This window comes from Microcoleus sp. B4-C2 (genome assembly GCF_036705265.1).
Lineage (GTDB): Bacteria > Cyanobacteriota > Cyanobacteriia > Cyanobacteriales > Microcoleaceae > Microcoleus.
Genome location: NZ_JAUBUB010000128.1, coordinates 1 through 7,563 on the forward strand (window position 1 = coordinate 1; position 7,563 = coordinate 7,563).

At 46.9% G+C, this 7,563-nt stretch carries 5 protein-coding genes; 3 read left to right on the forward strand and 2 right to left on the reverse strand.

Annotated features, from left to right (window positions below):
* On the forward strand, positions 1-1,674 hold a 1,674-nt coding region (locus QUB20_RS25855; protein ID WP_333291756.1), incomplete at its 5' end, for a calcium-binding protein.
* Positions 1,675-2,613: 939 nt separating this feature from the next.
* Here the strand turns inward: QUB20_RS25855 and QUB20_RS25860 are convergent.
* Together QUB20_RS25860 and QUB20_RS25865 are read right to left on the reverse strand one after the other, a co-directional pair.
* On the reverse strand, positions 2,614-2,751 hold the full coding sequence (locus QUB20_RS25860) for a hypothetical protein (RefSeq protein WP_333209557.1): 138 nt from the start codon (positions 2,749-2,751) through the stop codon (positions 2,614-2,616).
* A gap of 212 nt (positions 2,752-2,963) precedes the next feature.
* Complete coding sequence (locus tag QUB20_RS25865; RefSeq protein WP_333250568.1) at positions 2,964-4,580, reverse strand: Ppx/GppA phosphatase family protein; 1,617 nt, start codon at positions 4,578-4,580, stop codon at positions 2,964-2,966.
* A 210-nt stretch (positions 4,581-4,790) separates the two neighbouring features.
* On the opposite strand from QUB20_RS25865, the gene QUB20_RS25870 reads away from it, so the two are divergent.
* Together QUB20_RS25870 and QUB20_RS25875 are read left to right on the forward strand one after the other, a co-directional pair.
* Positions 4,791-5,675 (forward strand): 4-hydroxybenzoate solanesyltransferase, encoded by an 885-nt coding sequence (locus QUB20_RS25870; protein WP_333250570.1) that lies wholly within the window; start codon positions 4,791-4,793, stop codon positions 5,673-5,675.
* A gap of 631 nt (positions 5,676-6,306) precedes the next feature.
* Positions 6,307-7,563: DUF4114 domain-containing protein (locus QUB20_RS25875; protein WP_333250572.1), on the forward strand; the 1,257-nt coding region annotated here is incomplete at its 3' end.

Here is a 7,563-nt window from a genome sequence, read left to right on the forward strand (position 1 = left end):
CCTGCGGAAACTCCCATTCCGACGCCTGCGGAAACTCCGACGCCAACTCCAACTCCGACGCCTATTTCCACTGCGACGCCAATTCCGACACCGACGCCAATTCCTGCGGAAACTCCCATTCCGACGCCTGCGGAAACTCCGACGCCAACTCCAACTCCGACGCCTATTTCCACTGCGACGCCAATTCCGACACCGACGCCAATTCCTGCGGAAACTCCCATTCCGACGCCTGCGGAAACTCCGACGCCAACTCCAACTCCGACGCCTATTTCCACTGCGACACCAATTCCGACACCGACGCCAATTCCTGCGGAAACTCCCATTCCGACGCCTGCGGAAACTCCGACGCCAATTCCGACGCCAATTCCTGCGGAAACTCCGACGCCTGCGGAAACTCCGACGCCAATTCCGACACCAATTTCGACATCTGGAGAAACTCCAATCCCAACGGCTAAACCTGGGGAAACACCGATCGCAACTGACAATTCGATCGCCCAAACCACATCTCCAACAACAGAAACCCCCACACCGGCGCTAATTCCTGCTGCTTCGGAAGACTGTATGTGCGATCGAATCACTTTACCCGATCGCACTTCCATTCCCGGCCCGAATATCCCTGAAAATACCCTCAACGGTACTGACGGTAAAGATACTCTAACCGGCAGCAATATTAATGACATCATCAACGGTTTCAATGGCAGCGACTGGCTAAAGGGCTTATTCGGCAGCGACAATATTTACGGTGGCCTTGCTAGCCCAGTTACTGTTGGCGCGGATGCAGACAGCGACACCATATTTGGCAACGAAAATAACGACTATCTCGTCGGCCACGCTGGGAATGACCTTATTTATGCGGGTAAAGATCATGATGTGGCGATCGCAGGCAAAGATAATGACATAGTTTGGGGCGACAAAGGCAACGATACCCTACTTGGCGATGAAGGTAATGACAGTTTATTTGGTGGCACTTCTGATGCGTCTGACGGTGGCTTGACAGGAAAAGATTTGCTTTTTGGCAATAACGGCAACGACGTTTTGTACGGGCAAGAAAGCGAAGATACTCTAAGCGGCGGCAAGGACAATGATACCTTACATGGTGGCAAAAATAACGATATAATTTGCGGGGATTTTGGCAATGATTTGCTGTTTGGAGAGTTGGGAAATGACACCATCTGCGGCGGCGATGGCGAGGATACGATTTTCGGAGATATTGACAATATCGCGACGGATGCTAGCAGTCAAAAAGATTATTTGTGCGGCGGTGGCGGCAATGATTTAATTTTTGGCAATCAAGATGCCGATCAATTGTGCGGCGGTGACGGTAGCGATACTCTGTACGCGGGTGAGGGTGATGATACTTTGATTGGGGGAATTGGCGACGACTGGTTGAGGGGAGACTTCGGAAACGATACGCTGCAAGGGGGAAGCGGGCGCGATTACTTTTTCTTGACTGCGGGAGAAGGCCGCGATGTCATCGCTGATTTTACGCAAGGTGAAGATTTATTAATTTTGACGGGAGGGTTAACGGTCGATCGACTCAGTATAGTTGAAGAAAACACTACAACTTTTATCAAAATTGCCAACACGGATCAAATCTTAGCTAGCCTAAAAGGTGTGCCAGCTAATCTCATCACTCAACAGGATTTTACAGTAATTGGACTACCTGGTTTGTAGATAATATGGAATCCGGTTGTATCAGAACGATCGCTAATATCATGTCCGATCGATTAACCATAATATCCCGGTGGGGGCGGGTTTTTGAGATGGTCAATTATTGGCAGGTATTGTTGGTGAGGGGAACCCCTACAAAAATCGCGATCGCTCGACTTGACATGATATTATATCATGTCCGGTGTGCGATTCGTTTAACCTAAATGGGTAGGTTCTCCTATCCAGGGACGGTTAGCCTAACTCCTAGAAGTTAGTGATAACTGATTACACTTATGGGTGAGGCATTAAGTCAAGTCCCAGTCCGCAGGTGCAGCGGTAAAAGCATATCCCCTATTTTGTTGGGTAGCAACTAACATGATAAAGCGGGGATAAAAGGCAGAAAGACTCTTAGCCTTGGGGGGTAGCTGTCGAGCAAGAACATATGCGTAGCGAAAGCAAAAATGTGTCTGAACCACCGTTATGATAGATGGTCAAACGGCTGACTGACCAAGCCAAAAGGCAAGGATAGGGCATAAGCAATTATCGGATTGACTTATCAGCACTGCCCAAAAAACCCGGTGGATAGCATTACGCTGTCATGTTCAACCAATGTGTAATCGGAACGAAGTAAAGCATTCATAGCCCTTAATAACATAAGTAGGTTGCTAGCCGTAAGCTGTGAATGTGAGGGATGGTTGCAGAAGCCAATGCTCTGCTGTAATAGCAGAGATATGCTGACAGCGCCGGGTGGTGTAAAAGATAGAGACTAAGTAACCCTTTAAAAGCCGTCGGCCACGGAAAAATCTGATGGTGGGATGTAGGGGTAAAAGGAAAACTCTCAAGCGGTAGAAATCATCTCTTGATGCGCTCGTACTGTATCCATAACCAGGATTACATCACCCAGGAGCCGTGTGCGGTGAAAGTCGCAAGCACGGTTTTGTAGGAGAGATGGTGGGGGACACCCTACCATCGACTCTCTAACCAATTAACCATGATTTCTGTAGGGGCGGGTTCGCCAAGATATTGAATAGAAACCGGAAAATCTGTAAACCCGCCCCGGCCTTTAATCGCGATCGCTCGACCGGACATGATATGAGACATTATTTCAATCTTTCGTATAGCGTCAGCAAATAGTCATATTGCATTGATTTCTCCTCTCTAAAATTAATCCACGCTGCCTTCGCAAGGCAGGCTAGGGCGATCGGGAGGACTGTAGAGTCAAACACAATATTGGTAGTAGACTTGGGATTAAGTTAAAACTGTAGGGGACGCGCGCACCCTACAGTTTCTCGTTTTCAGGCTCGGCTTTGTATTTAAACCGGAACCAGAGTCGGTTCCAAAGTTGCCACTAATTTGAGATTGTACTCATATTCAAAACACGGCTTTTTATAATCCAGACTCCACAGTTCCAGAGCGCAATCATCTTCGGGATTGAGCGGGTGCAACCGTAAGTGAAACTCTCGAACTTCCGGGCGGTATTCGCATTTAAAATCAGAAATTGCGCCAATCTGCCGCCTGTCTAAAGCCACAGCTAACCGCAGAAAAGGATGCAACTTACTGACAACCTCCCGGTATTTTTTAGGAAGAATAATAAAGTTTTCGTGCTTCTTTTTAGGAGGATTCTTCCGGTGATAGCGAGCCAAATTGGCAATTACTTCAATCTCTGTTTCAGTGTAGCCCAATAACTCACCATTGCGAATTAAATAGTAAGAATGCTTGTGGTGCGCTGAATGACTGACGTACAAACCGCAGTTGTGCAGAATCGCGGCAGCCCACAGCAACTCGCGTTCTTCGCTTCCCCAATAGTGTAGAATTCCTTGAGTTTGGTCGAAGAAATTGAGGGCAAATGCTGCGGTTCTTTCGCTTTGTTCTAAATTGACTTGATATTTGTCAGCCATGTGGAGAATACTGCGCTGGCGGATTGAACCTTGATAGCGCAAGCGGTTTTCAATTAAACCGTGGGCTAGCATCCAGTCAACAATTACGCCTTCTCTCAGAGAGCGATCGCACACAGTCAGCGATTCAATTCCTAATAGTGTCATAGCTTCCTGCAAAATCAAAGCGCCTGCCAGAATAATTTCTGCCCGCTTGTCCGACATTCCTGGAATTGCCAACCTTTCGGCATAAGAAAGTTTGCGAAAGCGATTGACTAAATCGCGTAAATCTTTTAAACTTAACTGATATCCGGCTAGGGGATTCGGCACTGTTCCCAACTTTTCGCGAGCGTTAATTGCAGCCAGAGTTTCGATGGTTCCAGCAGTGCCAATCAAGCGCAAAGGTTCGCCCTCATGGAATTGAGATCGCAATTCGTCGATCGGTCTTTCCAGCGAAATCCGAATATAAGCTTGCAAATAAGCAAACTCCTCCTTGCTAATCGGGTCAGTTTTGACAAATTGTCCTGTTAAGCGAACAGCACCAATTTTTGTACTGGTGAGACAGCGAGGTTCAGAACTATCTCCTAAAATCAACTCCGTAGAACCGCCTCCTATATCAATAATCACCTGGGACTGATTGTTAAATTCCATACCCGAAAGAACGCCGAGATAAATTCTCCGCGCTTCTTCTTGACCGGAAATTAAACTCACATTCAGGTCTAATTCGTCAGCAACTTGTTTGAGAAAATCTCGCCCGTTAGGGGCTTCCCGAACCGCACTGGTAGCCACAGCGATAATTTGTTCAGCATTGATAGTTTTAGCAATATCTAGAAAACGGCGCAAAGTTGCGATCGCCCTTTCCATCACATCGGGCTTCAAACACCCTGTTTTTGGTTCACAATCACCCAATCGAACCGTATCTTTTTCTCTAGCAATAATCGTAAACGCAGGCAATTTCGGATCGATCCGCGCCACCACCATGTGAAATGAGTTAGTACCCATATCAATAGCAGCAATAATGCGATTTGACTCCGCAGACGGAAGTGAATTAACCATTGGAGTATCGGGGTTGACAGATATTTATGATTATTTCACGAATCCAGTTAGGCATTCTATTAAATTAGCAAAAATTTGGAATTGCTGACTGGGCAAGACTTTCACCTGTTTTAAATTTCGGCAGAAGTGCGATCGGCAGCAGAGATAGTAAGTGATTGTGCCTAAAATTTGATAAAATCTAGAGTTAAAAATATCAAATCTAGAATTGAAATGCTTACACAGCCCGATCGCCAACCGGAATCCACATTGCTAACCGTCGTGAGGCTTTTGAGATGGGACAAACCAGCAGGAAGGCTGATTTTAATGATTCCAGCCCTCTGGGCGGTCTTTTTAGCAGCCCACGGGAGGCCACCGACAGCATTGGTGGGCGTGATTGTGTTGGGAACCCTAGCCACGAGTGCGGCGGGATGCGTCATCAACGACTTGTGGGATCGCGATATCGATCCCGAAGTAGAAAGAACGCGATCGCGCCCCCTAGCATCCCGCGCCCTCACCGTGCAAACTGGAATCGGAGTTGCTTTAATTTCCTTTGCTTGTGCGGCAATTCTCGCATTTTATCTCAATCCTTTAAGCTTCTGGCTGTGTGTGGCCGCCGTACCAGTAATTATCTGCTATCCGCTAGCCAAAAGATTCTTTCCAGTGCCGCAATTAGTGTTATCAATTGCCTGGGGTTTTGCAGTTTTAATTAGTTGGAGCGCCGCTGTTGACGAATTAGAATTAGCGACTTGGCTGCTGTGGGGTGCAGTCGTGTTTTGGACGATGGGGTTTGATACAGTTTATGCGATGAGCGATCGGGAAGATGATTTGCGTTTGGGGGTGAATTCCAGCGCTCTCTTTTTTGGGGATAATGCAGCTAATGCTGTGGGTTTTTTCTTTGTAGGTACTGTCGGTTTGTTAGCAGCAATGGGGATTAATCTGCACTTGCACATGGGTTTTTGGATGGCAATTAGTGCGGCGGCAATTTTGTGGTTTTTGCAGTACAGTCAACTCCGAAATGCGGATATTCCTAAGCTTGTTTACGGTCAAATCTTTCGCCAAAATGTTTGGGTGGGGTTTGTGATATTGGCGGGGATGATTGTTGGGGAGATTTTTTAATTTATTGTAGGGCTTTTCCCGCAGAAAACGGGTGTGAAACTCGAATGATTGAAGTTTGACAGAAGAGCTTCACATGGATTTCAGCCTGAAAGCCTGTGTCTCTCTGCTTTGTATCGAAGTCTCCAACGGCTGCATGAGCCTGAAAAAGGGGGATGTGCGATCGCTCCTTCTCCCTTTTTCAGGATGATTATACATAAATATACTTAGTTATTAATCCAATTGAATTAAACTTTTCGGAGATATTACTGATGCGCTGGCTTATAAAAACTGATATTATTTTTGTGTATTAGACGAAATTATACTGAATTATTGGAGTATAAAAAACTACGTCTTTTTGTCTGCAGGTATGGAACTTGGTTACAGGCAACACTTTCACCGGAAGAAAATAAATGTCTAACGGTGCCATTTCCTACTCGTTGTTAAACACTCAGTGTAAAGTTTCATTACAAAACGCATAAAAACTCCGGCGCACTTCTGATAGATACATAGCGGCGGAAAGTTAAGCGAGTTTAACGATTTTCTAACCTTTTGCTAATTAGGTTGAATTCGCGTGTCGTTACGCGGGTTTGCGGCAATTGCTTGGCTGTGTCGGCTGATTTTTTCCATAGAAATTTATCAATCAAGGTGCATCATGTCTAATATATCGATCGGCAATCTGAACGACAACTATTTCTCCATCGACTTCGCAGGTAAAACTGACCCCACAGACACCTATCGTTTTAATCGGCTGAATACAGGCAGCTTTCGAGTTACCGCTGAAGGATTTAGTTCCATTGTCGGGATGCAACTCCTCGACAGCGAGGGAAAAGTCGTCAAAGACATCGAAACCAACGGCACAAATTCAGGAACTTTTAGCATCGATAACTTGGGTGCAACCAATTATGCACTCAAAATTTCTGCACCCTCCCGCGATACGAATTATCAAGTTAGTTTAACTCCAGACGGCAAAGTTGACCCGCTGACAGGTTTAGGGGTTGACTCCGGCTTTTTCGCTACAGATTCAACGGGACAAGTTGGCTTTGACTGGCTGCACGACGGCGGCAATTATAAAGGTGAAGTTGCCATTTTTAGCGTGGTGGGAATGGAGAAATTTACCCCTGGTTCTCAGGAATTTATCAAAGAAGCAGCAAGACGATCCCTGACCAATTCTACCTTTGGTCACGTAGTAATTTCTGACCCCACAGAAGGTGCCAATCCGCTATTTAACGGCAGTTTAGGAGAGGGAAATTATAACGAAGGGCAGTACAGCGGCGCGAAAACATTTCCGATGAAACCGGGAGAGGCTTTTGCGGTGATGCTGGTGCCAAATGGTACGGTGCAAGATGTGTTTAAGAATCCCGGTGCCGGCGGTGACAAACGCCCGCTGTTGTCATTATCTAGCACTAATCCAGATGATGCTTGGTTGTACGGTCAAGTAGCAGATGTCACTGGCAGCGGCAAGGCATTTGCGATGGAAGATCAGCGCGTCGATCAGGGTTCAGATAAAGATTACAATGATTTGGTTTTCAATTTAACAGGTGCGACGGGCAAAGCAGTGTCGATCGACAAAGTGATCGATCCAAGTAAGGATTGGACTAAACTTGATGGCGGCAAGAAATTGATCGATTATGTCAAATCAAAGCAGCCGGTTGTGGAACCGCCTGTTGCTGTAACGCCACCGATTGAGACAAAACCGCCTGTTGCTGTCGCGCCACCGGTAACAACGCCACCGATTGATCCAAAACCGCCGGTTGCTGTCGCGCCGCCTGTGGAAACGCCACCGATTGATCCAAAACCGCCGGTTGCTGTAGCGCCTCCTGTGGAAACGCCTCCTGTGGAGACAACGCCGCCAGTTGCTGTCGCGCCTCCTGTGGAAACGCCTCCTGTGGAGACAACGCCGCCGATTGCT